Consider the following 25,092-nt stretch of genomic DNA (forward strand, 5'->3'; position numbering starts at 1 on the left):
CGCTGTCACGTGCGACGCGGTTCGCCCGCACGGTGGCTGTGGTTCAGGGGGAGGTGATCGAGGGGCTCTCCCCCCTCCGGGGGAGACGGTCCCCCCGGGCGTGGGATCTTGACGCGGCGCCCAACGGCTGTACTGGAACGGTCAGTCAGTCAGGGAAGACACCACCGCGCGGCTCCGGGTCCGGTCCCCGTCGCGGTGGTCGTGACTCAGGAGGAATCACGATGCACACGTGGACGAGACGGCGCCTGCTGACCTCGGCGGCGATGACGGCGGGCCTCGCCGTCACGGCGGCCGCACCCGCAACGGCCACGGTGGCGCACCGGACCCGTCTCGGTGACAACGACATCCTGACGGCTCTGCGGGCCCTGCCCGGGCTGCGGGTGATCGAGGAACGCCAAGGCACCGAACCCGGGTACCGTTTCTTCGTCCTCGGCCTGCGCCAGCCGGCCGACCACAAGAACCCCGCGGCCGGGACCTTCGAGCAGCGTCTGACCCTGCTGCACACCTCCGTCGACCGCCCCACCGTCCTGTTCAGCACGGGCTACGAGGCGGTACTCACGCCCCGGCGGGCCGAACCGACCGCGTTGCTGGGCGGCAACCAACTCCAGGTCGAGCACCGCTACTTCGGCACCTCGCGTCCGGCGAACGCCGACTACCGCCTGCTGACCATTCGCCAGGCCGCCGACGACCACCACCGCGTCGTCCGCCTCTTCCGCCGGCTCTACCGCGGCGCGTGGATCTCCACCGGCAGCAGCAAGGGCGGCATGACCAGCGTCTACCACCGCCGCTTCCACCCCCACGACGTGGACGGCACGGTGGCCTACTCCGCCCCGAACAACGTCGACGACCGTGACAACACCGCGTACCTGCGTTTCCTGGAGAACGTGGGCACCGCCGGATGCCGTGAGGCCCTGCGGACCGTGCAGCGGCTGGCGCTGCTGCGCCGCACCGAGCTGGTCGCCCGCTACGAGGCCTGGGCCGCCGCCGGCAACACCGCGTTCCGCATCGTCGGCAGCGCCGACAAGGCCCTCGAAATCGCCGTGCTGCGGGCCCCGTTCATGTTCTGGCAGCGCAACACCGCCGCGGATCTTGCTTCCATCCCCGGCCAGGACGCCGACACCGACGAGCTGTACGCGTGGCTGGACGACATCACGGGCCTGCCCCTCTTCGCCGACGCGGCCCTGCAGCACTACGTCCCGTACTTCTACCAACTCGGCACCCAGCTCGGGTACCTCGCCTTCCCCACCCGCCACCTGTCCGACCTCCTGCGGTATCCGAACGCCGTCGAACCCCGTACGTTCGTCCCGCGCGACATACCGATGCGCTTCGATCGCGACGCCATGCCGGACATCGACCGCTGGGTCCGCCGTCACGGCAGCCGTCTCCTCTTCGTCAACGGCGCCCAGGACCCCTCCGTCGCCGAGCCCTTCCGGGCCGGCACCCGTGACTCCCGCATCCTGTGGGCCCCCGACGCCAACCACAGCACCGCGATCGCCGAGCTGTCCCCCGCCGACCGTGCGGAGGCCGTCGGCATGCTCACCCGCTGGGCAGGAAGCCCGTCTCCTCGGTGAGGCCGCGAGGACCGTGGCTCTCATGGTCTGTCGCCCAGGAACACACACGCCCATCGCCAGCGCCATGAGGATGAGGCTGCCGCAGCGATGCCCGGCACGCGACGTGACGGAAATCCTGGATCACGCTGCTTCTGGTTGACAGAGGACGGCGTCGAGCCACTTCATCACGGCGAACCCGGGCCAGGCTCAGCCGTTCTCCCGGCCGGGAAGTGGCGTCCCCTGGAGGAACTTTCGATAAGTGTCTGCGGCATCAACCTCGATGGTCGGCCCTTCCGGTCCGTACCGTGTGTCGCTCCGGTCGCGCTTGGGGCCGGAGATCCAGAAATCCTCACCGGTCTCGACGTCGTAGAAGTTGGCGTCGAACAGGCCGAGACCCGTGGCGCGCCGCAGCGTCCGCCCTTGGAAGTACGCCGTTTTCCAGGTCTTGGAGAAGTCCACCCACCCGATCCACGAGGGCCCACGGTCGGTGTCGTAGCCCGTTTTGAGCTGTACGAACATGATTCTGCGAGTCATGGTCCCAGCGTGGCCGATCGAACCACGTCGGCCAATCGAGTTTTGCGGATGCTGCGGCCACGACGATTGGGGTCCGGCCCCCACGAGACCGGACGGTGCGGATGGCAATCAGCCCGTCCGGGTTCTCATCCGCACGTCTGATTCTGAGTACGCCGGGAGTTGGAACAAGACCGCCCCGCAGATGGATTCGCCCGCCACCGCGAACACGAAATCGTCGTGCCGTCACCGAAGTTGACAGAAAGGTACGGCAATCGTGCGGATAGGACGTATGGCGCCCCTGCTCGCTGTGGGGGTCACGGCGACTCTGATCCCCGCCCTCGCCCCGGCCCAGGCATCCGCGGCGGAACCGCTGCGGAGATTCGAGAACCAGAAGCCCGCGTGGCACCGATGCGACGCATCACTGCCTGCCGCGTTCCAGTGCGCGACGATCAGGGTGCCGCTCGACTACAGCCGCCCCGACTCCAAGACGATCGAACTGGCCATCTCCCGCATGAAGACCAGTGTCCCCGGCAAGCGGCACGGCGCGATCCTCTTCAACCCCGGCGGTCCGGGCGGCGAAGGCCTGGACATGCCGGCCATGATGAAGGACACGATGCCCCAGAAGGTCCGCGAGCGGTACGACCTCATCGGGTTCGACCCGCGTGGCGTGGGCCGCAGCAGCCCGCTCACCTGCGGTCTCACAGTCCCGCAGCAGAACATCGAACACCCCTACAGGTCGGCGACGTTCAGCCGCGACGTCAAGTGGGCCCGGACCGTGGCCGACAAGTGCCGTGCCAAGAACGGCGACAAGCTGCCGTACTTCACCACCCGTAACACCGTCCGCGACATGGACGTCATTCGCGCCGTTCTGGGCGAGAAGAAGATCTCCTACCTGGGCTACTCCTACGGCACGTACCTGGGCGCCGTCTACGCGCAGATGTTCCCCGAGCGGACCGATCGCTTCGTGCTGGACAGCGCGGTCGACCCCGCACGGGTCTGGCGCGGCATGATCCAGGTCTGGGCGGAGGGCGCCGAGCCGGCCTTCACGCGCTGGACGAAGTGGACCGCACAGCGCCATCGCACCTACAAACTCGGCAACACCCCGGCCGCGGTGAAGAAGACGTTCTGGGACCTGATCGCCCGGGCCGACCGCACTCCCATCGACGTCGGTGGCGAAAAGCGCACCGGGGACGACATCCGCGCCGCCCTGCGCGCCGAGTTCTTCAGCCCCAAGTCTGCCGCCGAGGCGGTCGTCGACCTCAAGAGGGCCGCCGACGGCCATACCCCCTCCCACCCTTCCTCCGTGCCGGACGACCAGCAGGGACCGCGCCGGTCCGCTGCTCGTGCCGCCCGGCCGCCGGCCGACAACGGCTCCGCCGTCTTCTGGACCGTCGTCTGCGGTGACACCGCGGCCTGGCCGCGCGACCCCGAGCAGTACCGGCGTGACGCGATCCGGGACAAGGCCAAGTACCCGCTCTACGGCGACTTCGGCTCCAACATCACGCCCTGTGCGTTCTGGGGCAAGCCGGCCGAACCGGTCACCGCGGTGGACAGCAACGTCGGCCTGCTCACCGTCCAGAACCAGTGGGACCCCCAGACGCCCCTGACCAGCGGCCTCGGCATGCACCACGCTCTGAAGGGCTCGCGCATGGTGTACGTCAAGGGCGGCGAGGGCCACGGCGTCTACTCCGAAGACCCGCGCTCCTGCGCCAACCGCACCATCAACGCCTACCTGAGCAACGGAAAGCTTCCGGCGCAGGACGTCACCTGCACAGCGTCCGGCCGCCAGAGCCCCGGCGTGAACCAGCGCATCGTCCCGACGCCCCAGCACACACCGGAAGCACCCCGCTTCTGACACACCTCGCCCGGACCTCGGCATCGGCATGGAACCGCCGCCCCATGCGCCGAGGTCTCGACACATGGGCACTATGGGACTGGAGAGGGGAGGGGAAGAGGAGAGGAGAAGTAGCGATGGCCGAGCGCGTCATTGAGGCGGATGGCGTCGAACTGTGCACCGAGTCCTTCGGTGACCCGTCGGATCCGCCCATTCTGCTGATCATGGGCATCGGGGCTTCGATGCTCTGGTGGGAGGAGGGCTTTTGCCGGATGCTCGCCGAGGGCGGGCGCTTCGTGATCCGCTACGACCACCGCGACACCGGCCGATCGGTCACGTACGAGCCGGGTCGTCCCGGATACACCGGCGCGGACCTGGTCGGTGACGCCGCCGGCGTGCTGGACGCCCATGAGATCCCGGCGGCGCACGTCGTGGGTGTCTCGGCCGGAGGGGCACTCGCGCAGCGGCTCGCGCTCGACCACGCCGATCACGTCCTCTCACTCGTCCTGATCAGTACATCGTCCGCTGTGCCCGGCGACTGCGAGCTTCCGCCGCCGACCCAGGAGTTCATGCGGTTCGTCTCGGCCGTTCACGTCGATCGGTCGGATGCCGACTCGGTGATCGATCACCAGGTGGCCTACGCGCGCGTGCTCGCGGGGGGCCGGCGCCCGTTCGACGAGACCGCCGCTCGCGGCCTTGTCCGTCGTGACGTCGAGCGCGCGCACGATTTCACCGCGGCCCGAAACCACGACTCCCTTCCGGACGGCGAGTTCTCACGAGCGCCCCTGTCCTCGATCGCTGTGCCCACGCTGGTGATCCATGGGACCGCCGATCCGATGTTCCCGCTCCGGCACGGTGAGGCACTCGCGGAACAGGTCCCCGAGGCAAGGCTGTTGACTCTCGAAAACGCCGGTCACGGGGTCGAGCGAGCCGACTGGACGACGAACGTCTCCGCGATCCTGGAACACACGGCCGCGGAATAGATGCGGGCCGCAGTCCGCCGAGGGCGTGAACCGACGAACCGACCGACCCACTCGCACGCCTGGCTGGAACCGCCCGCCCCCTGTGGTCGTCTTGTGCGCTGACTGTGTACAAAACAGGAACGCGGGGGACGTTGTGACACGGAACGTGACGAAGGCCGGTCTCATGGTGGTGGCCGTGGCGACGATGATCGGGGCTTCGGCCTGCGGCGGGGAAGCCGGTGCGGCGGCCGGGGCGAGCGGCGCGAAGCTCCCCGCGCACGGGAAGGGGGCGTCCGTGGCGCCCTCCGCGGACGGGACGTCGTCCGGCTCGGGGCCGACGTCTCCCGACGCCGTGGGGAAGCTGTCCGGGATCGCGCGGACCGGGGCGTCGCCCATCACCCGGCACGTGCCGTGGAACCTGGACATTCTGGACCAGCGGTCGCGGCCGCTGAACGGGAAGTTCACCACCACCGCCACGGGCAAGGGCGTTCATGTCTACGTGATCGACACCGGGATGGACATCGCCCACAAGGAGTTCGGCGGACGCGCCCACCTCGGCGCCGACTTCGTGGGCCCGAAGGACTCCGGTGACTGCTTCAGCGAGGCGGGGACCGGCCACGGCACGTTCGTCGCGGGCATCATCGGCGGGGCGAGGTACGGGGTGGCGCCCAAGGCGGAACTCGTACGGGTCCAGGGCATCGTGTGCGAGAGCGACGGCGGTGGCTCCCCGGCGGCGGCCGAGGCGGCCTTGGTGAAGTCGGTCAAATGGGTCACCGCGCACGCGCAGAAACCCGCGGTGGTGAACATGTCGCTCAACCTCGACCACCGGTCGGCGGCCCTGGAGTCCGCCGTGAAGAAGATGGTCGATGCGGGGATCCCGACAGTGGTGTCGGCCGGCAACTTCCATGACGACGCCTGCAAGCACTCCCCGGCCGGCGTCCCCGGCACTATCGTCGTGGCGGCCTCCACCTCGAACGACCGCGTGTGGAGCGACGGCGGCTCCTACGGATCGGACTACGGACGGTGCGTGGACCTGTACGCCCCCGGCCAGAAGGTGACCGCCGCCCTCGCCGGCGGTGGTACTACCACGGAGAACGACGGCGCGACGTCCTGGGCCGCGCCGCATGCGACCGGCGTGATCGCGCTCTACCTGTCGGCACACCCCCACGCCACGGCCAACCAGGTCCACGTCTGGCTCGACCACACGGCCACCCGTGGTGTCGTGCGCGGCGTCCGCTCCGACACGCCCAACCGGCTGCTCAACACCGGCGGCCTCTGACCTGCGCCGGCCGCCCCGGACGAGGGCGACTGCGTCCACGCCGCTGCCCCTGATTTCGCATGTAGGTTTTACCGTCCCGTGGTTGCCGCCCCCACGGGTCCGTCGGATTCTTGGTCACCATGCCGTCGGGCAACTGGTTCTGCTGGTCACGGGGGGTGGACAGGTCCCTCCGCGTTGAGCGGGGAATGTTCATGCACCTCGAGTTCCGGCACCTCCGTGTCCTGCTGACTGTCGCCGAGGCCGGCAGCATCCGCAAAGCCGCCGCACGGCTGCAGCTTTCTCAGCCGGCCATGAGTGCTCAGCTGAAGCGGATCGAACACGAGTTGGGCGGCCCGCTCTTCATCCGCAGTGCCGATGGGGTGAAGCCGAACGAGAACGGACAGTACGTCCTGCGCTGCGCCCGTGACCTCGTCGTCGGCTTCGACCGGCTTCGCGAGCACGCGCGCTCGGCGGCCGAGGCGGACAGACAGGCCACCGCCCCGCTGAGGGCGGGCGGAACCGCCGGCGCTCTGGTGTCCCTGCTGGTCTCCGCCCTCTTCGAACTCGTCCCGGAACGAAGGCTCACCATAGATGCCCGCCGCTCCGTGCATACCCTGGTGAAATCGCTGAGCCTGTCGAAATGCGACATCGCGGTGTTCGGCGAGTTCCCGGGCTTCCCTCTTTCGGTCGGCGAGTCGGTGGCTACGCGCACACTGCTCCGTGAGCCGGTCTTCGTCCTGCTCGCCGAGGACCACCCACTGGCGCGCCGGCAGATGGTCGGTCTCCATGAGCTGGCGGGTGAGGACTGGGTCATGCCGGAGGCCGACGAGAGCGGTGTGCACGCGTACCTTCATCTCACCTGCCAGTCGGCGGGATTCACTCCGCGCATCGCCCATGTGACGTCGGACCTGTCCGTGGCGCAGATCCTGGTCGCCGGCCGGCGAGCCGTCTGCGGGGTGTGGCCCACCGCCGATGTGTCCGCGCGAGGCACCGTGCAGCGGCCGCTCGTGGACGTCCCGTTCCACCGACGGCTGCTGCTGGCCTGGAATACGGAATCGGTTCCGCCCGAGCTCGCCGACGCGGCCTGCGAGCGTCTGCTGACCGCCTATCTGTCGCTGGTGCAGCAGCGGCCACAGTATCTGGCCTGGTGGGAGGACGGCGGCGGGGACTTCGCCCTCGGCGAGGGCAGGTGACCGGCTGGGTCACGGTCCCGACACCCTATAGCTCCGAAGCTATATCCCAGATGAAGTCACGTCAGGGACATGTCACCTGTTGAACACTTCGCGTCAACGTCCGAGGACGTCGTCACCCCACGCCCGAGCGAAGGAATCACCCCGTCATGTCCCGTCCTTTTCTTGCCCTTTCCGCGATGGTCGCCATCGGCGTCATCACCACGGGTGCGATGGCCATACCCGCGCACTCGCAGAGCAACGCGGTACAGCGCGGAAACTCCGTCCGCGATACGGCGATATCCCAGGCCAAGGCGAACGTGACCCGGCACGCCGACACCTTCGGGTTCGGCGCGGGCCAGTCGCTCCAGGTCAAGGACGTCGTGATCGACGCCGACGGCACCCAGCACGTCCGCTTCGAGCGGACCTACCGCGGTCTTCCCGTCGTCGGCGGCGACTTCGTCGTCCACCAGAACGCCGACGGCTCGTTCAAGGGATCTGCCCGCGCCAAGGCCCACAAAGTGGCGCTCAAGTCCGTCGCGCCCGCCGTCGACGCCAAGGGCACCGCGGCCGGCGCCCTGAAGCGCTCGCAAGGGTTGGTGCGCAACGCCAAGTCCACCCCCGAGTTGATCGTATGGGCTGCTGACGGTGCCCCGCGCCTGGCCTGGCGCACCACCGTGCAGGGCGTGGGCGACAAGGGCCAGCCGCACGGCGAGGTCTTCGTCACCGACGCCACCACCGGCGCGGCGATCGAGAACTACGACGTCGAGCACGAGGCGACCGGCACCGGCCACTCCGAGTACACCGGTGACGTCAGCATCGACACCACCCAGCAGGCCGACGGCACGTTCGCCCTGGTCGACCCGGTGCGCGGCCACATCACCAAGGACGCGCACAATGTGTCGTCCTCGTCCCTGAAAAGCACCTCCGGCACCCTGTTCACCGATGCCGACAACATCTGGGGCGACGGCAGGAAGTTCTCCACCGACCGCGCCACCGCCGCCGTCGACGCGCACGCCAACACCGCGGAGACGTTCGACTACTACAAGACGACCTTCGGTCGCAACGGCATCAAGAACGACGGCCGCGGCGCCACCGTCTTCGTCCACGTCGGCACCAACTGGGACAACGCCCAGTGGTCGGACTCCTGCTTCTGCATGATGACCGGCGACGGCAACGGCGGCACGGACCCCGAGCAGGTCGACCTCGACACCATGGGCCACGAGATGACGCACGGTGTCACCTCGGCCACTGCCAACCTGCGCTACAGCGGTGAGTCCGGCGGCCTGAACGAGGCCACCAGCGACGTCCTCGGCACCATGGTCGAGTGGTACGCCAACAACCCGGTCGACACCCCCGACTACCTTTTCAGCGACCAGTCCACCCCGCCGTGGCTGCGCCGCTTCGACAAGCCGTCCCTGGACGGCCACTCCGCCGACTGCTGGTCGAAGTCGGTCGGCCGCCTCGACGTGCACTACTCCTCGGGCGTCGGCAACCACTGGTTCTACCTCGCGAGCGAGGGCAGTGGCGCCAAGACCATCAACGGCGTCTCCTACAACAGCCCCACCTGCAACAGCTCCACCGTCACCGGCATCGGCAACCAGAAGGCCTCCGCCATCTGGTACCGGGCGCTGACCGTCTACATGACCTCCACCACGGACTACAAGGGCGCCCGCACCGCGACTCTGAACGCGGCGAAGGACCTCTACGGCGCCACCAGCCCCGAGTACGCCACCGTGGCCGCGGCCTGGAGCGCGGTCAAGGTTTCCTGACCCACCGACGTACCGCCTGATCCATCGGAGCGGGCCCGGACGACGCCCCCACAGCCGTCGCCCGGGCCGGCTTCCGTGCTGCTGCACGAGCTGGTGGATACGGCCTTCTGCCCAGTTGAGCATGGCCGAGCCGATGCCCTACTCCGAGCCGTAGTACAGCTGGAGGAACTCCTCCATCGCCGCGTCGACGCCGGCGCGATCACCGGTGGCGAGCAGGTCCAGCAGCAGACCGCGGACGGTGGCGAGTCCCAGCCGGGCGCGGTTGCGGGCCGCGGCAGGTTCCGCGCCTGCGTCGACCTCGGCGGCCACGAGCGGTTCCAGCCAGTCCGTCACGAGCCCTTCCAGGACCGGGACGGCCTCCGGGCGGCCCCGCAGCGCCTGCCCGCAGATTTCGAAGAACAGCCGCTCCTGACCGGCCAGCCGAGGGTCCGTCAGCTGCCGCCACAGCTGCCGCGCGACCTCGGCGGGTGAGAGGCCGGCTCCAGGCGGAGCCGGGACATCTCATGGACGTCAGCTCCTCATTGGAGAACGTTGTCATGACGGTCGCTCATGCTTCAGGCCGTATGAGTGATCGTCAAGAGCGAGAATCCAAGGAGGAGTTGGAATTCCCGGTCACCGGGGCTCAGTCCGCTGAGGGCGTCTCCGCTTCGACTGCCGGTGAAGTCGATGTCGAGGCGGGGTCCGGAACCGGCCCGCAGCCACGCGCAGTGGAGGGCACCCCGGCAGCCTGGCCCCGTCGACGTCTGAATGCCGGGACGGCCACCAGCCCGAAACCGAGGACGGCAGCGAGCAGGTGGCCGACGGTGGTGAAGTCCGGCAGCGGCCCGGGCCACTCGGCACCGCCGAGCGGCCAGGCGAGCACGAAGACCGCCCAGGGGAGGCGGCCACGCCGGGGCAGGGCGAGTGTGCCGATCGCCATCACGGTCTGGGCACCGTAACTGACCCCGTAGTCCGAAGCCTGCCGGACGGCCGCCGGATACCAGCCGTGCCGAAGTGCGACGGTGACGACGCCGACGGTGAGCAGGGTGGCTGCGATGTGCCCGCCGAGGAACACGGCCACGGCGCGCGGCTTCCCCCACCGGCGCTCCACCCAGGCCAGGAAGCAGCAGACACCGAGGCCCAGGGTGATGAAGGTCCCCACGAATTCGATCGAGGTGACATCCGTGAGCGAACCGTCGAAGAACAGCACGCTGCCGAGCAGGGCGGTCACCGGGTGATCGTGCAGATTGTCCAGGTTGGTGCTGAGGCGGCCCAGCAGGGTGGTCGCCCGCTCGGCGGACAGCCCGTAGCCGACCCAGGCGTGACTGACGAGTAGCAGGCAGACGTAGGTGACTGTCAGCGGTGCACGGCGCGGGTACGTCCGCGCGGTACGGAGCAGGCCGCCCAAGTGGCCCGACGGGGACTGAGAGTTCATGCTGGGAGATTGTCCCGGTTGATCGAAGCCGAGGAGCGAAGGGGCGGCCAGTGTCGGATGGACGAGTAAGCGCCGCTCGGCCGCTGCTTTGCCGCCTTCTTCAAGGCATCGAGCCAGGTGCCGAGAGACTCGTCCAGCGCCGCGGCGAGATTGTCCCGGTCGGCGTCGAGCGGCGCGCCCGCCCAGGATTCCCGGGTGCGGACCATGACGCCGTCGCCGTCCTCCGTGAAGGTCCACTCGTGCACGCCGGTGATGCCGTGCGCGGGACCGCCCCACAGGATGCGGTGCGGGGCGACCGCGCCCGGGCACAACTGTTGTACGGAGAGCGGCTGTGCCGCCAGGGCCGACGGCGTGACGCGCCGGTCCGCGCTGCGCCTGGCGCATGAGCCGCTGTCCGACCTCGGCGTGGAGGCGTTCGCCGAGCGCGCCGCCGCCGAGTTGCGCGCCACGGGCGAGCAGGCCCGCAGCCGCACGTCGAAGGAATCGGACCGGCTGAATCTTCCGCAAGCTCGGCCTCATCTCACGCAGGCAACTGCGCGACCTGCCCGACATCCGTTAGCCGCCTCGGCTCAGGAGCAGTCCCGTTCCCGACACATCGGCGCGGATGCCGTCCTTCGCCACTGTCACACGCTGCAGGTGCAGGGAGCCCGCAGGCGGCTTCGGCAGCTGGAAGGCGAAGGAGAAACGGTCGGCGATCTGAGGGCGGGTGAGCTTGGTCAGTGCGGTGAACACGGACAGGTCGAGTCCGAGATGTTCGAGCAGCTTCGGGTGGGCGAGTGCGGCGTCCACGAGGTTGACGCCGGTCAGTTTGCGCAGGAAGCGTGGCGCGCCGGTGAGTTGATGGAGCTCGTCCTCGTCGTGGAGCGCGGCACGTACCGCACTGTCGGGAACGCCCAGGCGGTGCACGATCTCCGGAACCGCCAACAGGGCTCGGATCTTCTCTGCCTCCCGGGTGAGACGGCGAGCTGAGGGGCCGGTCAGATGGAGGCCGTCGGCGGGCCCGGTTCCGGGCCGGTACGTGGCAAGGCCGTCGATGTCCAGCCGTATGCCGTCCACGGAAGTGGCGATGCCCCGGTCCCCGTCACGCCGGACGTGTGCCTCGGCCCGAACGTGCAGCTTGCGCCCCGCGATGCGCAGGGCGCCGTCGGCTCGGACGCGGCCCGGGCCGTGGGCCGTGAAACCCACCTGCGAGGCGCCGAGTTCACGGTTCATGTCAGCGAAGGACAGCAGTACCTGGCCGTGCATCTGCCGAATGAGTGCGCCGCGGATCGTGGTGGGACCGTCGCCGTCGATGCGTATGTCGTCCGCCGCTGCGGTGACCCGGGTGAGGGTGACCCGGTCGGCCGGGATGTCGGGCAGGGTGACCTGGACCGAGTCCAGGTGCCGTGCGGCCAGTTGTGTGAGGAAGGGAAAGCCGCCGATCCGTACCTCGGGGGCGGCGGCGAGACCCAGTTCGTCCTCGAGTCGTTCGGAGGCCTTGTGCTCGGCGTAGAGCACCGCCCAGCGGTCGGCCAGCGTGACGAGGCAGGCGAGGGTGAGCACCCAGGCCAGGACTCGCGCCACGGTGGGCAGGCCGGTGGCGCGGTTACGGCGTCGGCTGCCGCGCCTGTGGTTGGGCGGTGCCCAGGGTTCGTCGGCGTCCTCTTCCTGTTGGGTCGCTGTGCTGCCCTTGGTGAGCGAGTCGTCCCATGGACGGTCCGCCAACGAAGCAAGTTCGTCGTACGGATTGCGGCCGCGCGGAACCATCTCGGGAACAGGCCCGTCCGACCGGTCAGGATGATGCGTCTTTATGTGGGGGGTACGCATCGGTTCATTTGATCACATAGTGGCACCTGGTTCGCAAGTCGCATCTGAGTGGGCGTTCAGGTATGCCTCATGCCGGTATGCGAGTTCTGTCGCTGTGTCAGTTTGAGGTCTTTCGGCGGATCAATGCGCTTCATCACTTCAAGACTTCCGGACCTGCCCGCCCGTTTCGCTCGGCTTCGATCCTCGAAGCGTGTCTGACGTAGAGATGGCACGGAACCGCCCGATGATCACCGGAACCCGATCTTCCGTCACACCCATGATCCCTCTGGAACGTGAGCCAGCGGAAGCCGTACCCCAGCGACCTTTCCGACGCCCGATGGGCCCTAATCGAGCCGACGTTGACGGCCTGGAGAAAAGCCCGGCTCGACCGCAGACCCACCGGGCAGCCTTACCAAGGTCGACCTGCGCGACGTATTCAACGCACTCCTCTACATCAACCGCACGGGAATCCCCTGGAAATACCTCCCACACGACTTCCCGAACTACGGCACCGTCTACGCCTACTATGCCGCCTGGCGCGATGAGGGAATCCTCGCCCAGCTCAACTACGACCTGACCGGGCTCGCCCGCGTGAAGGAAGGGCGCAAGCCCGAACCCACAGGGTCCGTCATCGACACCCAGAGCGTGAAGACCTCCACCAACGTGCCCCTGACCAGCCAGGGAACGGACGCCGCCAAGAAGATCGTCGGCCGCAAGCGAGGCATACTCACCGATACGATCGGACTCATCCTCGCCGTGACTGTCACCGCCGCGAGCCTCTCCGAGAACGCCGTAGGAATACGTCTTCTCGACCAAGCCAAGAAGACGTATCCAACCATCGCCAAGAGCTGGGTCGACACCGGCTTCAAGAACGCCGTCATCGAGCACGGCGCACGTCTCGGAATCGACGTCGAAGTCGTCAACAGAAACCCCGGAGTTCGCGGCTTTCACGTTGTCAAAAGACGCTGGGTAGTCGAGCGAAGCCTGGGTTGGCTTATGTTGCACCGGCGCCTTTCTCGCGATTACGAGACCCTTCCCGCCAGCTCCGAGGCCATGATCCACGTCGCCTCGATCGACAACCTCGCCAAGCGCATAACGGACGAGACGACACCAACCTGGCGAGGGACTTACTAGAATAGAAAGGGCAATTCGCCTAGATCAAATGCCCTCTGAGAACGAGTCAAAAGAACACGGCCCTGGGCTCGGCTGATGCTGAGTCAAACTCGGCCGACTATCGAACACTCCATCACCATAAGCGGACAGAAAACGTCGAGGAGTTGTGAGGTGTGTGTCCGTGTCCTGTCAACTTCTCCGACCGGGTGTCACGCTCTTCGCATCCCCCCACAGGAACGATCGATGGAGACCGCATGACCCTCCATGCACACACCCGGCCCACCGCCGCCCTCGTGGCCCTGGCCGCCGCGGCAGTGATCGCGGCACAGACCGGTGCGGCGCAGGCCACCCCCGAACGAGCCGAGGTCACCACCCAGGGCCACGGGACGTTCGACCGCGTCGCGGCCGTCAAGGCCGCGCAGACCGAGGCGGCGTCGGCCGCCCGGACCCTCGGACTGGGTGCCAAGGAAAGGCTGATCGTGCGTGACGTCATCAAGGACGCCGACGGCACGGTGCACACCCGGTACGACCGCACCTACGCCGCACTGCCCGTACTCGGCGGCGACCTCGTCACCCACACCGCCAAGGACGGCAAGCTCGAGGGCGTCACCAAGGCCAGTAACGCCCGAATATCAGTGGCGACCACCACCGCCGCCCTCAAGGCGGCGGCCGGCGCCCGAAAGGTGATCTGGGCCGGAGGCAAGGGCACTCCCGTGCTCGCCTTCGAGACCGTCAAGACGGGTGTCCAGAAGGACGGCACCCCCAGCCGGCTGCACGTCATCACCGACGCCACCACAGGCAAGAAGCTGTACCAGTATCAGGCCGTCGAGACCGGCACCGGCACCAGCCAGTACAGCGGCGAGGTCCCGATCACCAGCACCAAGACGGGCTCGGGATTCGAGCTCACCGACGCCGACCGCGGCGGCCACAAGACCTACGACCTGCACCAGGGCGAGAGCGGTACCGGCGACATCGTCAAGGACGACGACGACAAGTGGGGCAACGGCAAGAGCGACGACCCGCAGACCGCTGCCGTGGACGCCGCCTACGGCGCCGCGATGACCTGGGACTTCTACAAGAAGGAACTCGGCCGCGACGGCATCGGCGGCGACGGCAAGGCCGCGTACTCCCGCGTCCACTACGGCAACGCGTACGTCAACGCGTTCTGGGACGACGGCTGCTTCTGCATGACGTACGGCGACGGTGAAGGGAACAAGAAGCCCCTGACCTCGCTCGATGTGGCCGGCCACGAGATGAGCCACGGTCTGACCTCACGCACCGCCAAGCTGGAGTACAGCGGTGAGTCGGGCGGGCTCAACGAGGCGACCAGCGACATCCTCGGTACCTCGGTCGAGTTCTTCGCCAACAACAAGGAAGACGTCGGCGACTACCTCATCGGCGAGAAGCTCGACATCAACGGCAACGGCACGCCGCTGCGCTACATGGACAAGCCCAGCAAGGACGGCAACTCGCTGGACGCCTGGAAGCAGGGCGCCGGTGACCTCGACGTCCACTACTCCTCCGGCATCGCGAACCACTTCTTCTACCTGCTGTCCGAGGGCAGCGGCAAGAAGACGATCAACGGTGTCGAGTACGACTCCCCGACGTCGAACGGTTCGACGGTCACCGGGATCGGCCGGGACAAGGCGTACAAGATCTGGTACAAGGCACTCACCGCGTACATGACCTCGACGACCGACTACAAGGCCGCCCGTGACGCGACCCTGAAGGCGGTCGGCGACCTGTACGGCGCGGACGGTGCCGAGGCGAAGGCCGTGGCCGCCGCCTGGAGCGCGGTCGACGTGGGCTAGCCGAACCCAAGGCTCTGCCTTCACCCAGGGGTTCCGGATCACCGGGAGTGATCCGGAACCCCATCCCCTCTCGAGACACCGTGGCCGGTGTGCGCTCAGCGGGTCACAGCTGTGGCTGCGGCATCCGCTGCCAGCTGAACGGGCCGTAGGTGGTGTCGGTGACGGCGTAGTGGGCGTTGGGGTCCGCGGTCAGTTTCAGCCACTCCAGCGGGGTGGTGCTGCCGTGCACGATGATCCGGTGGAAGTTCGAGACGTTGTAGTACGGGTGCTCGTTCCACGCGTTGCTACCCGGGTCATGGGCGCAGACGCTCGCGCCTGTGGCCGGGTCCGTCTCGCCCGTGCACGTCGCCGTCGGCGACAGCGGGTTGTCCGAGCGGTACAGGTGCGAGTCGCCGTTGAGCATCAGCACCGGGCGGCCGAACTCGGTCGTCTTCGCCGCGACCTCGCTGATGATCGGCTCGTAGTTCGTCAGGTGCTTGGTGGTCTTGCCGTCGAGGTCCCACATGTCGGCCTGTGCCGTGATCACCACACCCTTGGCGTGCTTGGCTCGCGCGTCGGCGAAGGCGGCATCGAGCCAGCGGACGTCGGCCGCGGTCCGGCTGGTCCGCTCGTCGGTCTGTGCCTGAGTCGCGGTCGGCATCTTGTACCAGGGGTCGGCGTCGTTGTTCGAGCCCCCCGGCACGTTGATGGTCACGAAGACGACGTCGTTCTGCGCCCACCTCACGTTCTCGACGTACTGCGCGTCGCCCGGGTGGCTCGGGTCGTAGGCGGTGGCCTGGGACACCACGTTCAGTGTCCCGCTGCCGAGGGTGCGGCCGGGCTGGGCGAAGAAGTCCCGCCGGATCGCGGCGAGGTTGTCGACCGGGTTGCCACAGTGGTAGTCGGCGCAGTCCGCCGTGTCGGTCGACAGGCCGCTCGTGCCGATGTAGTTGATCGCGCCGGAGGCCGAGTCGTAGAAGCCCCCGCCTTGACCGGGTGAGGTGAGGCTCGACGCCTTGTGGCAGTCGGCCCACTCGTTGTCGCCCGGCGTGTAGACGAGCGGCTTGGTGAAGGAGCGCCACGCGGACGCGATCGAGGCATCGTAGCCCTCGGTGCAGAACTCCTTGCCCGAGTGGATGTCGCCCACGTGGATGACGTCGCTGACCGTCGGGTCACTGTTGACGGTGCCGATGAACGCCGGGGTCTTCTGGAACTGCGACGTGTCGGCACTCTGGCCCGCGGGCGCGTACGCCGACATGCCGTACGGCGAGTCGCCGTACACGGCGAGCGTCAGTGGGCTGCCGGGGCTGCCGGGGCTGCCGGCCGTCGACGCCGTGGCGGTCGACATTACGGAAGAGGCAAGGCCGACAGCGACGAGCGTGACAAGCCCGCGCTTTGGCATGCGTCTCGACATGCGTCCCTCTTTCAGGTCCGGTTGAGGGGGGGCGCTCCAGTGAACTGGACCGTCAGGAAGCGCGACATGGCATCAATGGCGGCCTGGAGATGACCGGCAAGCGAACTTTCGGCGCGTTCTGCCGCCGTATCACTGCCCGCCGTGCCGGCAAGCGGGCCTTGGCCGCCGTCATGCACAAGCTCACGTCCGCGACGCACTCTGGAGTGCACGCAGTCCCGCCAGCGCCGTCAGCACAGTGTCGTTGGCATTCCGGTTGCCGATGGTGAGCCGGAGTCCTTCGCCGGGGTAGTGGCGCGCCTGGACACCGGCCTCGGTGAGTGCCGCGGCACCCTCATCGATCGGATCGGGCGCGGCCAGCCAGAGGGAGTTGCCATGGCTCGGGTGTATACGCCAGCCGAGGCCGAGGAGTTCGTGCCGGAGCCGTTCGCGTTCGGCGACGACGGTGTCCACGCGCAGGCGCAGCTCGCTCTCGGCCCGTAGTGAGGCCTCGACCGCCGCCGTTGCCACCGCGTTGATTCCGAAGGGCAGTTGTTGTCCGCGGATCCGCTCCACCAGGTCGGGGGAGCCGAGTCCGTAGCCGACCCGCAGGGCGGCCAGGCCGTAGGCCTTGGAGAAGGTGCGCAGGACCAGCAGGTTGGGGTGCGTGGCCAACAGCGCGGTCGTGCCCGGCAGGGCGGTGTGGCGGGCGAACTCCACGTACGCCTCGTCGAGCAGCACGGTGACATGTGGGGGGACCTGACGCAGGAAGGCCGACAGCGCGTCGGCGGTGACGAGGCTTCCGGTGGGGTTGTGCGGATTGCACAGCACCACGACGCGGGTGCGGTGGTCGAGCGCCGTGAGCATGGCGTCCAGGTCCTGGTGCCCGTCCGGCGACAGGGGTACGGCGACGGGGTGCGCGCCGGCCATCGTGGCCAGCATCGGGTAGGCGTCGAACGTGCGCCAGCCGTAGACCATGGTGTCGCCGTGCCGGACCACCGCCTGGAGCAACTGCAGTGCCACGCCGACCGACCCGCTGCCGACCGCGACACGGTCGGGGGCCACCTGGCACCATGCGGCGATCTGCTCGGTGAGGTCCTCGGGGTGGAACTGCGGGTAGCGGTGGGCCTGTGCGACGGCCCGTTGCATCGCCTCGCGTACCGAGGGCAGTGGGGGATACGGGCTCTCGTTCAGGGCAAGTCGGTGCAGCACGGGGATGTCCATCGCTCAGTCCCGTCCCCCGTGCCAGCGAACGGCGACGGCACCGGCGAAGTCGCCCGCGTGGGCGAATCCTCCGAGCACCACCAGGTCGCCGTCCTCGACCTGCCGGGAGCGGACCGCGCGGTCCAGGGTGATCGGGATCGCCGCGCCGAACAGATTCCCGTACTCGTCGAAGGTGTTCAGGTGCCGTTCGGCGGGCAGTTGCAGCGCCTCCCGCCAGTTCCGCAGAAAGGTGCGGTTGGGCTGGTTGGTGATGAGGACGTCGATGTCGGTGCTCGCCACGCCGAGCCGTCGGCACAGGTCCATGACCACCTCGGGGACGAGGCGGTTCCCACGGGCCAGGACCTTGGCGACGCTCGCGTCGGTGAACCCGATCCGCAGCTGGGACTCGCCCGGCTCCCAGTACTTGCGGCCGTCCTCGACCGCGACGGTCATGTCTCCGGCGTACTCGCCGATGTGCCGGGTCTCCACGTCGAGGACCGGCGACTGTGCCGACGTCGTCACGAACGCCACACCGCACCCGTCGCCCGGGATCGCCGCCTGGGCGAGTTTGCGCACCTCGGACTGGGTGAAGCATTGCCCCGCGGCGCTTTGCGCGTTGCATATCAGCGCGGTCTTCGCGTCGGTGGACGTGAGGATCTGCCGGGCCATCTTCAGCATGTACACGAAGGAGGCGCAGCCCGCGTTGGCCACGTCGACGAGCCACTCCGGGTTCAGGCCCAGCCGGCGCGCCACCTCGGTGCCGGCGCCCACGAACGGCAGGTCCGGCAGCTGGCTGTGCACCAGCAGCACGTCGACGCCTCGGATCTCTTCCCTGCCGTGCCGTTCGATCAGGGGCTGTACGGCGCGTTCGATCATGTCCGCGTTCGTCTCGTCCGCGGCCACGTGGTGCCGTGACGGCGGGACCTTGAACATGGGGTGGTTGCGGAGCTTGTCCTCGGCACCGGGGTACTCGGTGTAGAACTCCGCGGGGACCGGCTCGCCGGGAAGGTAGCTCGCCACGTCGGTGAGGCTGACCGTCGTCACTGCGCCACCGCCTTCACCGGAGCCACGTTGACCGGCAGGCCGTTGCGGTGGCGGTGTTCCAGGATGGCCTTGAGGTTGTTCATCTCCACGGTGTGCCCCGCGTAGAAGAGGTCCCAGTAGTCGCCCACCCAGGGCCGGTCCGGACGCGGCGCCTTCTCGGGATGGGGGTTGGTGTCGTAGTACGGGTGCCGGCAGTTGGTCCAGGTGATCACCGAACCCGGCTTGTCGAGGACCAGTCGGGCCGGGACGACACGCATCAGGTAGATCATCCACAGGTGCTCGCCCTGGTCCCACGAGCAGTGGTAGTCCACGGTCATGGCCTCGGGGTTGGCGACGACCTTGCAGTAGATCCTGGTGTCGTCCTCCAGCCGGTCGTGGCCGACCCACAGCCCAGGTGTGCCGGAGGGTGCGAAGTCCCGCAGGCTGCAGGTCCACTCCTCCAGATGGTGTCCCTGGCGCAGGTAGTCGTAGGTCTGCTCCGGGGGGCAGTCGACGTACTCGTGGATGGTGCAGTACGGCCCGTAGACCTGATGGTGGGGGTAGACGGCGTGGGTGAGTTCCATGCAGTGGGCGGTCAGTTCCTCCTTGCCGGCGTTCTCGATCCGCATCAGGCCGGGGATGTCAGCCAACGTGGACGACTCCTCGCTCATCTGAACTCTCCTTGCTCTCGGTGCCGTTGGTGCTCTCGGTGATTTCGGTGAAGGACTGGAACGGAAGGAACGGCGGGATCTCCCGCGGGTCGCAGTCCACCGCGACGAACGCGGGGCCGCCGCGTGCGTTGCCGCGCAGCAGTGCCGTGCGCAGGTGCGCCGCGTCGACGGCTCCCGTGGCCTTCAGCGACGGGAAGGCGGCGGCCACTCCGGCGGCCAGGTCGGTCGGGGCGAACAGGTCGTCGTCGCGGACGCCGCCCTGGAGGAACTCCTCGCGCAGTGCGCACATGGCGTGGGCGTTGTTGTTGAAGATCACGAACGTCACGGGTGCGTCGTACTCCACGGCGGTGTGCACTTCCATCCCGTGCATGAAGAAGGCCCCGTCGCCGGCGAGGACGTAGGTGCGTCGGCCGGTGGCGAGCGCGGCGCCGATGCCCGCGCCGAAGGTGTAGCCCATGCCCCCCATGCCGACCGCCACCACGAAGCGGCCGTGGCGCGGCGCCGGGAGCAGATGGACCGCGCTGGCCCCCGCGTTGCCGGCGTCCACGAAGACGTGTGCGTCCTGGGGGAGTGCCGCCTGCACCGCGGCGACCGCCTGGCCGTAGGGGACGGCTCGGCCACGGGTCTCGGCAGGCGGGCCCGGCATGGGAGCGGGACGGGGGCCGGCGTGCGGCGGACAGGGACGTGCGCGGGGCGGCAGGCGGGCGGTCACCGCGCGCAGCGCGTCGCGCAGATTCCCACCCAGCGCGATGCCTGGCACGAACGGTGGTTCGGGGCCCAGGCAGACGACGTCGGTGGTGGCCAGGGCCCCGTCGAGGCCACCGCGTGCCAGCAGCGGCAGCCGGGTACCGGCCAGCAGGCACAGGTCGGCCCGCCGCAGACAGTCCTCGACGTTGGCATGGCCCATCACCCCGGCCACGCCGGCGAATCGGGGATCATGATTGTCGAAGACGTCCTTGGCGTCCGGGGTGACCGCCACCCATGCCCCCAGGCGCTGGGCCAGTTCGGCCAGATCCCCGCGCGCGTCGTCGGCGGCAACACCCTCACCAGCGATGACGAGGATACGACCAGCCCCGCGAAGGGCGTCCGACACGGCGCTGACGGCAGCTGCGTCGAGCCGGGTCGCGGATGCCGTCGCGCAGCCGCCCGGCATCGGTGCCATGTCGCGGGCGGGCACCTGGATCCGCGCCTGCTGCACGTCCTTGGGCAGCAACAGCACGGCCGGCCCGCGTGGATCGTCCTGTGCCGCCGCAACCGCCAGGGGCAGCAACTCCGTGAGCGAGTCCGCGTCATCGACCCGGGCGCAGAACCGGGAGACGGGTGCGAAGACCTCCCGTGCGTCGAAGGAACCCGCCTTGCCGCTGGAGTCCTGGAACGCGCCGTGGCCTTCCTGGCCGGTCGGCGGCTGACCCACCAGGGCCAGCACGGGCACCCGGGAGGCGTACGCCTCCGCCAGGCCCGGTACGAGATTCATCGCCCCGCCGCCCGAGGTGGCGGCAACGACGCCGAGGCGCCCGGTGGTGCGGGCGTATCCGTCGGCCATGGTGACGGCGGAGAACTCGTGCTTGGCGACGACGCTGCGCACGGCGCCGCCGCGGTGCACGGCGTCGTACAGGTCCTCGATGTTCGCGCCGCCGACGCCGAACATGTGGGTGACGCCGACCCTGGCGAGTTCCCCGGCCAGATGGTCGACCAGGCGTACTGTTTCCGCCTCGCGTAATTCCGAGGTCGCGGTGGTCATGCGGGGCTGCCCTCCCTCTCGTGGTGCCGGTCGATGAGCCCGGATGGCGAGATGACCTGAAAGCGGTGCCGGTATTCCTTGGGGGTGAGTCCCAGGGTTCGTCCGAAGGAGCGGAAGAACGTCTCGGTGGCGGCGAATCCGCAGCGGCCGGCTATCTGGCTGATCGTCAGGTCGGTGGTCTCCAGCAGTTCGCGTGCGCGGGCGATACGCGTCCGCTCGACGTACTGGCCGGGTGTCGTGCCCACTTCACGCCGGAAGACCCGGGCGAAGTTGCGGTGACTCATGTTGGCCTGCCGCGCGATCTCGGCCACGGGCAGTGGGTTGTCCAGGTTGCCGAGAATCCACTCCTGTGCCGCCCGGATCGGTGGATGGTCGGCCAACTGGGCGTCGAGGACCGCGCTGTACTGGGACTGTCCTCCGTGCCGCTTGAGGAACAGCACCAGAAACCGTGCCGTCTCCAACGCGAGTGCCGATCCGTGATCCGCCTCCACGAGGGCCAGTGCCATGTCGATTCCCGTCGACACGCCCGCGGAGGTCACGAAGGGCCCGTCCCAGACGAAGATCGGCTCGGCGTCCACCGTCACATCCGGATAGCGGCGCGCCATCGTCTCGCTGTACGCCCAGTGGGTGGTGGCGCGTCTGCCGTCGAGGAGACCCGCCTCGGCCAGCAGGAAGGATCCCCCGCATACGGAGGCGACTCTGCGCGACCGGGCCGCTGCCCGGCCGATCCAGGACACGAGCGCCCGGTCCCGGAGTGCGCTGTCGAGACTCCATCCGCCCGGCACGAGGAGTGTGTCGATCGGGCCCTGCCCCGCCTCCAGCGGCGAGGCCTCGATCACCACCCCCGAACTCATGCGCACCCGTGGTGCGTCGGCGGAGACGAAGTCGGTCCGGTAAGGGGTCCCCGAGGGCCCCAGGAGCCGGTTCGCCGTATCGAAAACTTCAATCGGTCCGGTGATGTCCAGGGCCATGGCACCTGCGTACACCACCACAACAACACGTCGCTCCAACACAGTCACACCCTGTATCGAATGACGCACTGGCTGCAATGACAGATTACTGACGTATCCGGCCAACAAGCGGTGCGGAACGGTCAGAAACGGCGCTGGCAAGGCAGTTCGTGCACCGAGCAGGCAGCACTGGGTGAGACAGTTCACAGGACGTTGGTGGTTGGGCGGCCCCAGGGCGCCAGGAGTGCGGGGTGAAGTACAGGCCAGGCGGGCCGCTATCCGCCCGGAGTCACGAGCCCCGATTCGTACGCCACCACGACCGCCTGTGCCCTGCTGTCCAGGTCCAGTTTCGTCATCGTGCGGTTGAGGTGGGTCTTGACGGTCGCCTCGCTGATGAAGAGGCGTTCGGCGATCTCCAGGTTGGACAGGCCGCGTGCGATCAGTTTCAGGACCTCGAGCTCGCGGGAGGTCAACGCATCGAGATCGGCGGGCTGTTCGCAGGCGGACTGCCGGGCGTACGCCTCGACGAGGCGTCGGGTGATGCTGGGCGCGAAGAGCGCATCGCCACCGCTGACCGCGGCCACGGCGGCGAGCAGCCGTTCCGGCCCGGAGTCCTTGAGCAGAAACCCGGAGGCTCCGGCGCGCAGCGCCCCGAACACGTACTCGTCGAGGTCGAAGGTGGTCAGCACGAGGATCCTGGGCGCGGGGCCGGCGGCCGTGGCGAGGATGCGTTCGGTGGCGTCGATGCCGTTCATGCCGGGCATCCGGATGTCCATCAGAATCACATCGGGGACGGTCGCGGCGGCGAGCGCCACGGCCTCCGCACCGTCGCTCGCCTCGCCGACCACCTCGATGCCGGGTGCGGCACGCAGCAGCCCCACCAGTCCGGCTCGGATGAGGAACTGGTCGTCGACGACGAGCACGGTGGTCATGTGATGGTGTCGTCCCCCTGCGCTGCGGCTCGCGCGGAGGTCGGCAGGGTCAGCCGCACGGCGAAGCCGCCTTGATCACGTGGGCCGGTGCTGATCCGCCCGCCGTAGAGCTTGGCCCGTTCACGCATGCCAATCAAGCCGTGCCCGCCGTCGGTTCGTACTCTGTCCGGAATCACCCCCTCTCCGTCGTCAATGACCGAAACGATCACCTGATGCGGTTCATACCTCAGCCGCACCTGCGCACTGGCTCCCGGTGCGTGTTTCAGAACGTTGGTGAGCGCCTCCTGCACCACCCGGTAGGCGCACAGTTCGACGCCCGGGGCGAGCGGGCGCGGCGTGCCCTCGATGGTCAGGGCGACCGGGACGCCGCCGGCGCGGACGCGTTCGGCCATCTCGTCGAGGCGCGCGAGGCCGGGCATGGGACCGGCCGGCACGTCGTCGTCGGCGGCGCGCAGCACCGTGAGCATGCGGCGCAGCTCTTCGAGAGCCTCCTTGCCGGTGGCGTCTATGGTGTCGAGCGCGGCACGCGCGGTCGGGCGGTCGGTGTCGAAGACGAACCGGGCCAGACCGGTCTGCACCGAGATCACAGACATATGGTGAGCGACCACGTCGTGGAGTTCGCGTGCGATCCGGCCGCGTTCCTCCGCAACCTCGCGCCGGGCCCGCTCGGCCTGCTCCCGGCGGAGCTGCCGGGTCAGTTTCGCCGAGCGGCGCGCGACGACACCGAACCGCCACAGCACCGCCGGATAGACCACGGCCTGACCGACGACGGACGGCCAGCCGACGGTGTGACTCAGGGCGCCCGCGTAGATCCACACCCCGCCCATCAGGCCCGCGCACGGCACGGAGACGCGCACGGGACGCAGGGAGGCGACCGTGTACACGGCGAGCATGGGGCCGAAGCTGCACACCACAGGCCAGTAGCCGGCAGTGATGTACACCAGCCAGGCCGCGTGCACCAGGCAGCAGACCACGACAGGGGCCAGGCTGCGGAGCACGAGCGGCAGATGGACCAGGACCACCAGCGCATAGGCGGTCGCATCGAGCGGGTTCTGCCCCTGGCGCGTGGCCTCCGGCCCCAGCAGGAGGGCCACGCTGGTCAGCGCCGCCGCGATCAGTGTGTCGACGGCGAGGGGGCGGATCCGCACGGTGGCAGCGTAACGCCGGCCCGGCGGGTGGGCGTCAACCTTCCGCGGTACCACGGAAGTTGTAGGAAGCGGGCGGCTACCGCGTACGACTCGGCAGGACGTCGGGGCCCCTCCTGCAGGGGCCCCGACAGTCGCTGTGTGTGTACCCCCGTGGTTGACGCCTACCCCTGGGGTTTGCCGTGGTGTCAACCCTCTGCGGGATGTGCATCGACAAGGCCGCGCCTAGCTTCTTGTGCTGACCGCACCACACAACTCTCACCAGGGGGAAGAAGATGCCAGGCATACAAAAGGCGGGGCTCGTCGCCGCGGCGGCGTTGGCCGGCCTCGCTGCGAGCATCGCACCGGCGGGCGCGGCCCAAGCTCCCGCAGCCGACCGCGCGGACGTTCAGAAGTTCGTCCTCAACGCCTCAGCGTCCGCAGCCGGCAGTGACGCTGCCGCGTCCTGCCGCAAGGCCATCACCCGGTTCAATCTCACCGGATACCGAGCCTGCGGCAGTGGTCGAGTCATGGACGTCGACTGGGACCAGAACGGTTCACTCGACGAATCATTCGTCATCGCGCCCAACCGGGAGATCTGGCACATCTGGGCCCGGTCCGGCGGCTGGAAAGAGCTGCCCGGCGACGGTCGCGGTGACACCTTCTGGGGCTGGTCCCGGTACCGCAACGTCCGCTGCGTCGCGGTCTGGGCGGGTAGCACCGTGTGGGCCAACCCGTTCGACGGCTCACGCTGGCGCGGCTGGGGGCGCGGTACTTGCTGACGGTCGGCTGCAGTGACTGAAGCCGGTTCCCCCGCTCCATCCGCTCCTCGGGCAGCAGCCCGATGGAGTGGTCGAGGGGGAACCGGCTTTCCCGCGCGTCGAGATACCCGCGCAAG

General features: G+C 68.7%; 21 protein-coding genes and 1 pseudogene. 9 read left to right on the forward strand and 13 right to left on the reverse strand.

The window, feature by feature from the left end:
* Nucleotides 1-221 precede the first annotated feature (221 nt).
* Nucleotides 222-1,571, forward strand: a complete 1,350-nt coding sequence (locus N8I87_RS38970) for a S28 family serine protease (RefSeq protein ID WP_263215620.1) — start codon at nucleotides 222-224, stop codon at nucleotides 1,569-1,571.
* 186 nt (nucleotides 1,572-1,757) lie between these two features.
* Here N8I87_RS38970 and N8I87_RS38975 read toward each other — a convergent pair whose 3' ends face one another.
* Nucleotides 1,758-2,084: a hypothetical protein gene (locus N8I87_RS38975; protein ID WP_263215621.1), complete on the reverse strand. Its 327-nt coding sequence runs from the start codon at nucleotides 2,082-2,084 to the stop codon at nucleotides 1,758-1,760.
* A gap of 253 nt (nucleotides 2,085-2,337) precedes the next feature.
* Here N8I87_RS38975 and N8I87_RS38980 point away from each other — a divergent pair, with 253 nt between their 5' ends.
* From N8I87_RS38980 to N8I87_RS39000, 5 genes are all read left to right on the forward strand, one after another.
* Nucleotides 2,338-3,918 (forward strand): alpha/beta hydrolase, encoded by a 1,581-nt coding sequence (locus tag N8I87_RS38980; protein ID WP_411577340.1) that lies wholly within the window; start codon nucleotides 2,338-2,340, stop codon nucleotides 3,916-3,918.
* A gap of 44 nt (nucleotides 3,919-3,962) precedes the next feature.
* Entirely contained in the window at nucleotides 3,963-4,880 is a 918-nt protein-coding gene (locus N8I87_RS38985; protein ID WP_263215622.1) for an alpha/beta fold hydrolase, read from the forward strand.
* A gap of 145 nt (nucleotides 4,881-5,025) precedes the next feature.
* Nucleotides 5,026-6,138: a S8 family peptidase gene (locus N8I87_RS38990; RefSeq protein WP_263215623.1), complete on the forward strand. Its 1,113-nt coding sequence runs from the start codon at nucleotides 5,026-5,028 to the stop codon at nucleotides 6,136-6,138.
* A 191-nt stretch (nucleotides 6,139-6,329) separates the two neighbouring features.
* Nucleotides 6,330-7,310: a LysR family transcriptional regulator gene (locus N8I87_RS38995; RefSeq protein ID WP_263215624.1), complete on the forward strand. Its 981-nt coding sequence runs from the start codon at nucleotides 6,330-6,332 to the stop codon at nucleotides 7,308-7,310.
* A gap of 146 nt (nucleotides 7,311-7,456) precedes the next feature.
* Nucleotides 7,457-9,058 carry a M4 family metallopeptidase gene (locus N8I87_RS39000; RefSeq protein ID WP_263215625.1) on the forward strand — a complete coding sequence of 534 codons (1,602 nt, stop codon included), beginning with the start codon at nucleotides 7,457-7,459 and terminating at the stop codon, nucleotides 9,056-9,058.
* Between the two features lie 138 nt (nucleotides 9,059-9,196).
* Here N8I87_RS39000 and N8I87_RS39005 read toward each other — a convergent pair whose 3' ends face one another.
* From N8I87_RS39005 to N8I87_RS39025, 4 genes are all read right to left on the reverse strand, one after another.
* Nucleotides 9,197-9,391: a hypothetical protein gene (locus tag N8I87_RS39005; RefSeq protein WP_263215626.1), complete on the reverse strand. Its 195-nt coding sequence runs from the start codon at nucleotides 9,389-9,391 to the stop codon at nucleotides 9,197-9,199.
* A 289-nt stretch (nucleotides 9,392-9,680) separates the two neighbouring features.
* Nucleotides 9,681-10,472, reverse strand: coding sequence for a rhomboid-like protein (locus tag N8I87_RS39010; RefSeq protein ID WP_263215627.1), 792 nt, complete (start codon nucleotides 10,470-10,472; stop codon nucleotides 9,681-9,683).
* Complete coding sequence (locus N8I87_RS44150) at nucleotides 10,469-10,921, reverse strand: SRPBCC family protein (protein ID WP_317633532.1); 453 nt, start codon at nucleotides 10,919-10,921, stop codon at nucleotides 10,469-10,471. The genes N8I87_RS39010 and N8I87_RS44150 overlap by 4 nt, the downstream gene beginning before the upstream one ends.
* A 106-nt stretch (nucleotides 10,922-11,027) precedes the next feature.
* The gene (locus N8I87_RS39025) at nucleotides 11,028-12,176 is read right to left on the reverse strand and encodes an LmeA family phospholipid-binding protein (protein ID WP_263215629.1); all 1,149 of its coding nucleotides are present in this window, start codon (nucleotides 12,174-12,176) and stop codon (nucleotides 11,028-11,030) included.
* 374 nt (nucleotides 12,177-12,550) lie between these two features.
* On the opposite strand from N8I87_RS39025, the pseudogene N8I87_RS39030 reads away from it, so the two are divergent.
* Nucleotides 12,551-13,391 (forward strand): annotated as a pseudogene (locus N8I87_RS39030) (IS5 family transposase).
* 233 nt (nucleotides 13,392-13,624) lie between these two features.
* Nucleotides 13,625-15,181 (forward strand): M4 family metallopeptidase, encoded by a 1,557-nt coding sequence (locus N8I87_RS39035; protein WP_263215630.1) that lies wholly within the window; start codon nucleotides 13,625-13,627, stop codon nucleotides 15,179-15,181.
* Between the two features lie 103 nt (nucleotides 15,182-15,284).
* Here N8I87_RS39035 and N8I87_RS39040 read toward each other — a convergent pair whose 3' ends face one another.
* From N8I87_RS39040 to N8I87_RS39075, 8 genes are all read right to left on the reverse strand, one after another.
* Nucleotides 15,285-16,508 (reverse strand): hypothetical protein, encoded by a 1,224-nt coding sequence (locus N8I87_RS39040; protein WP_263215631.1) that lies wholly within the window; start codon nucleotides 16,506-16,508, stop codon nucleotides 15,285-15,287.
* A gap of 246 nt (nucleotides 16,509-16,754) precedes the next feature.
* Nucleotides 16,755-17,774, reverse strand: a complete 1,020-nt coding sequence (locus tag N8I87_RS39045) for a histidinol-phosphate transaminase (RefSeq protein ID WP_263215632.1) — start codon at nucleotides 17,772-17,774, stop codon at nucleotides 16,755-16,757.
* Nucleotides 17,775-17,777: 3 nt separating this feature from the next.
* Nucleotides 17,778-18,797, reverse strand: coding sequence for a 3-oxoacyl-ACP synthase III family protein (locus N8I87_RS39050; RefSeq protein WP_263215633.1), 1,020 nt, complete (start codon nucleotides 18,795-18,797; stop codon nucleotides 17,778-17,780).
* The gene (locus N8I87_RS39055) at nucleotides 18,794-19,447 is read right to left on the reverse strand and encodes an SRPBCC family protein (protein ID WP_263215635.1); all 654 of its coding nucleotides are present in this window, start codon (nucleotides 19,445-19,447) and stop codon (nucleotides 18,794-18,796) included. Before N8I87_RS39055 ends, N8I87_RS39050 begins: the two co-directional genes overlap by 4 nt.
* Nucleotides 19,419-21,188, reverse strand: a complete 1,770-nt coding sequence (locus tag N8I87_RS39060) for a thiamine pyrophosphate-binding protein (protein WP_263215637.1) — start codon at nucleotides 21,186-21,188, stop codon at nucleotides 19,419-19,421. Before N8I87_RS39060 ends, N8I87_RS39055 begins: the two co-directional genes overlap by 29 nt.
* Nucleotides 21,185-22,228, reverse strand: coding sequence for a GlxA family transcriptional regulator (locus tag N8I87_RS39065; RefSeq protein WP_317633533.1), 1,044 nt, complete (start codon nucleotides 22,226-22,228; stop codon nucleotides 21,185-21,187). Before N8I87_RS39065 ends, N8I87_RS39060 begins: the two co-directional genes overlap by 4 nt.
* 185 nt (nucleotides 22,229-22,413) lie before the next feature.
* Nucleotides 22,414-23,070 (reverse strand): response regulator, encoded by a 657-nt coding sequence (locus tag N8I87_RS39070; protein ID WP_263215640.1) that lies wholly within the window; start codon nucleotides 23,068-23,070, stop codon nucleotides 22,414-22,416.
* Entirely contained in the window at nucleotides 23,067-24,218 is a 1,152-nt protein-coding gene (locus N8I87_RS39075; protein WP_263215641.1) for a sensor histidine kinase, read from the reverse strand. Before N8I87_RS39075 ends, N8I87_RS39070 begins: the two co-directional genes overlap by 4 nt.
* Nucleotides 24,219-24,490: 272 nt before the next feature.
* Between N8I87_RS39075 and N8I87_RS39080 the strand changes: the two genes are divergently transcribed.
* Complete coding sequence (locus N8I87_RS39080; protein ID WP_263215642.1) at nucleotides 24,491-24,976, forward strand: hypothetical protein; 486 nt, start codon at nucleotides 24,491-24,493, stop codon at nucleotides 24,974-24,976.
* Nucleotides 24,977-25,092: the final 116 nt, after the last annotated feature.

Origin of the sequence: Streptomyces sp. HUAS 15-9, from assembly GCF_025642155.1 — a bacterium.
GTDB lineage: Bacteria > Actinomycetota > Actinomycetes > Streptomycetales > Streptomycetaceae > Streptomyces.

Coding starts and splice junctions, on each gene's coding strand:
- N8I87_RS39010 (WP_263215627.1), bottom strand. CDS start 10,472: ATGAACTCTCAGTCCCCGTCGGGCCACTTGGGCGGCCTGCTCCGTACC.
- N8I87_RS39040 (WP_263215631.1), bottom strand. CDS start 16,508: ATGTCGACCGCCACGGCGTCGACGGCCGGCAGCCCCGGCAGCCCCGGC.
- N8I87_RS38975 (WP_263215621.1), bottom strand. CDS start 2,084: ATGACTCGCAGAATCATGTTCGTACAGCTCAAAACGGGCTACGACACC.
- N8I87_RS39000 (WP_263215625.1), top strand. CDS start 7,457: ATGTCCCGTCCTTTTCTTGCCCTTTCCGCGATGGTCGCCATCGGCGTC.
- N8I87_RS38970 (WP_263215620.1), top strand. CDS start 222: ATGCACACGTGGACGAGACGGCGCCTGCTGACCTCGGCGGCGATGACG.
- N8I87_RS39060 (WP_263215637.1), bottom strand. CDS start 21,188: ATGACCACCGCGACCTCGGAATTACGCGAGGCGGAAACAGTACGCCTG.
- N8I87_RS39080 (WP_263215642.1), top strand. CDS start 24,491: ATGCCAGGCATACAAAAGGCGGGGCTCGTCGCCGCGGCGGCGTTGGCC.
- N8I87_RS38985 (WP_263215622.1), top strand. CDS start 3,963: ATGCGCCGAGGTCTCGACACATGGGCACTATGGGACTGGAGAGGGGAG.
- N8I87_RS39045 (WP_263215632.1), bottom strand. CDS start 17,774: ATGGACATCCCCGTGCTGCACCGACTTGCCCTGAACGAGAGCCCGTAT.
- N8I87_RS39070 (WP_263215640.1), bottom strand. CDS start 23,070: ATGACCACCGTGCTCGTCGTCGACGACCAGTTCCTCATCCGAGCCGGA.
- N8I87_RS38995 (WP_263215624.1), top strand. CDS start 6,330: ATGCACCTCGAGTTCCGGCACCTCCGTGTCCTGCTGACTGTCGCCGAG.
- N8I87_RS39035 (WP_263215630.1), top strand. CDS start 13,625: ATGACCCTCCATGCACACACCCGGCCCACCGCCGCCCTCGTGGCCCTG.
- N8I87_RS39055 (WP_263215635.1), bottom strand. CDS start 19,447: ATGAGCGAGGAGTCGTCCACGTTGGCTGACATCCCCGGCCTGATGCGG.